Below are 2,202 nucleotides of genomic sequence, written 5' to 3'. Positions count from 1 at the left end.
ACGCGCCCGCGTTCGCCGGCGCCCGCGAGCGCGGCCGAGCACGCGATCAGCCCTTGCGTCATCGCGGTGCCGAGCAGCCCGACCGCGACCATCCCGGCCAGCAGCGCGACGCGCGTCGACGAGGCGGCGACGCCGATGCAGGCCGCCGTCAGCAGCAGAAGCTGCGCGGTGATCAGGCGCTTGCGGTTCAGCAGGTCGCCGAGCGGCACGACGAACAGCAGCGCGAGCCCACAGCCGAGCTGCGTCGCGGTGATCACGCCGCCGACGGCCGCCTGCGACACGCCGAAATCCCGCGCGATCGAATCGAGCAGCGGCTGCGCATAGTAGACGTTCGCGACACTGGCCGCGCAGCAAACGGCGAGCAACGCGACGCGCGCCGCGGACAGGCGGCCGCCGTCGGCCGGATGCGCGGCATGTGTCGGCGCGGTCGATGCAACGGTGCCGGAATGACAGGAAGACTCCATCGGTTCCCTCGTGCAAAGTAGTTGCAAATTGAAACGGGTATGGAGTGTAGGAAAAGTAGTTTTAAAATGCAACTTGTTATGCGGCGGGCGAGCGGTCCGCGCACGGATGGCCGGTGTTGCCGCGAAGGCGGCCGGCAAGATTGCGGAGAGGAACATGGCCAGGCAGAAAAGTCTTGCGGATTCGCCGTGCCCGGTGGCGCGGGCGACCGATATCGTCGGCGATCGCTGGGCGTTGCTGATCGTGCGCGATGCGTTCGACGGCGTGCGCCGGTTCGGCGATTTCCGCGCGAGCCTCGGCGTCGCGAGCAACATCCTGTCCGACCGGCTGAAGATGCTGGTGGACGCCGGCGTGTTCGAAGTCGTGCCGGCATCCGACGGCACCGCGTATCAGGAATACGCGCTCACCAAAAAGGGCGAAGGGCTGTTTCCGGTGATCGTGATGTTGCGGCAGTGGGGCGAGGCGAACCTGTTCGCGCGCGGCGAGCCGCATTCGGTGCTGGTCGACCGCAGCACGGGGCGTACGATCCGCAAGCTCGCGCTGCGGCATGACGACGGCCGGCCTTTGAAGGCGGCCGAGACGGTCGTGAGGAAGGTCGGTGACGCGTGACCGCACCCGTAGTTCAATCGGCCGCCGTCACGACCTGACGACCTGACGCGTGGACGACGCGCCGCGATGCGCATCGGGCCGCACCCGCGTCGCGAGCAGCGCGGCGGTGATGAGCAGCGCGACCGACACGGCCGTTTCGATCCGCAACCCGTCCACGACCTGCGCCGCGCCGCCACCGCCGGCGAGCGCGCCGAACGCAGCCACGCCCATCGCGCCGCCGGCCTGCCGCGCGGTATTCAGCACGGCCGACGCGATGCCGGCCCGTTCGGGCGCGACCGACGCGAGCACGGCGGTCGTCATCGCCGGCACCGCGAAACCCATGCCCGTCGGAATCAGCAGGAACGGCACGAGCAGGGCGGCCAGCGGTGTCGACGCGCCGATGAAATGCAGTGACCCGTAGCCGAGCGCGGCGACGAGCGCGCCCGCTAGCATCGGCGCCCGCGGGCCGTGACGCGCCACGACACGACCGCTGGCGAGGTTCGACAGCAGGAAGCCGCCGGTCAGCGGCAGGAACGCAAGGCCCGCCTGCAACGCCGTTTCGCCGCGTGCGCGCTGCAGGTACAGCGCGAGCACGAACACGGTGCCGTAGTACGTGAGGTTCACGCAGATCCCGAACAGCACGGCCGCGCTGAAGGTGCGATGGCGGAACAGCGAGAGCGGCAGCATCGGCGTGGCCGTGCGCGCTTCCACCGCGACGAACGCGAGCGCGGCGAGGGCGGCCATCGCGAAGCCGCCGGCGACGACCGGATGCGTGAAGCCGAGCGGCCGCCATTCGATCACGGCGCCGGTCAGCGCGGTCAGCATCGCGATTGCGATGAACTGGCCGCGCAGGTCGAGTGCGCGGATGGAGCGGGAGGGCGCGGCCGGCGCCGCCGCCGCACGGCGCGCGGGGATCCATGCAAAGGCAGCCGCCAGCCCGGCTGCACACAGTGGCAGGTTCACAAGGAAGATGCCGCGCCAGCCCCATGCCGCGATCAGCACGCCGCCCACCACCGGGCCGGCGGCGATCGAAATCGAGCCGGCCGCCGTCCACCCGCCCACGGCGCGCGCCCGCAGGCGCGGGTCGTGCCGGCATGCGTCGTTGAGCAGCGCGAGCGAATTGGGCAGCATCGCCGCGGCGCCGACGCCCTA

General features: G+C 70.8%; 2 protein-coding genes and 1 pseudogene. 1 reads left to right on the top strand and 2 read right to left on the bottom strand.

The features are described from left to right. A partial coding sequence (locus G3N98_RS39070) for an MFS transporter (protein ID WP_206151104.1) occupies positions 1–464 on the bottom strand: 464 nt, incomplete at its 3' end. 154 nt (positions 465–618) lie between these two features. Here G3N98_RS39070 and G3N98_RS39065 point away from each other — a divergent pair. Continuing rightward, positions 619–1,071, top strand: coding sequence for a helix-turn-helix domain-containing protein (locus tag G3N98_RS39065; protein ID WP_206151103.1), 453 nt, complete (start codon positions 619–621; stop codon positions 1,069–1,071). A gap of 27 nt (positions 1,072–1,098) precedes the next feature. Here G3N98_RS39065 and G3N98_RS39060 read toward each other — a convergent pair. Continuing rightward, a pseudogene (locus G3N98_RS39060) lies at positions 1,099–2,202 on the bottom strand (MFS transporter); the annotation flags it as partial.

Source organism: Burkholderia sp. Tr-20390, assembly GCF_017104595.1.
In the GTDB taxonomy this organism is placed as follows: Bacteria; Pseudomonadota; Gammaproteobacteria; order Burkholderiales; family Burkholderiaceae; genus Burkholderia.
This window is presented reverse-complemented; position numbering and strand designations above follow the sequence as displayed.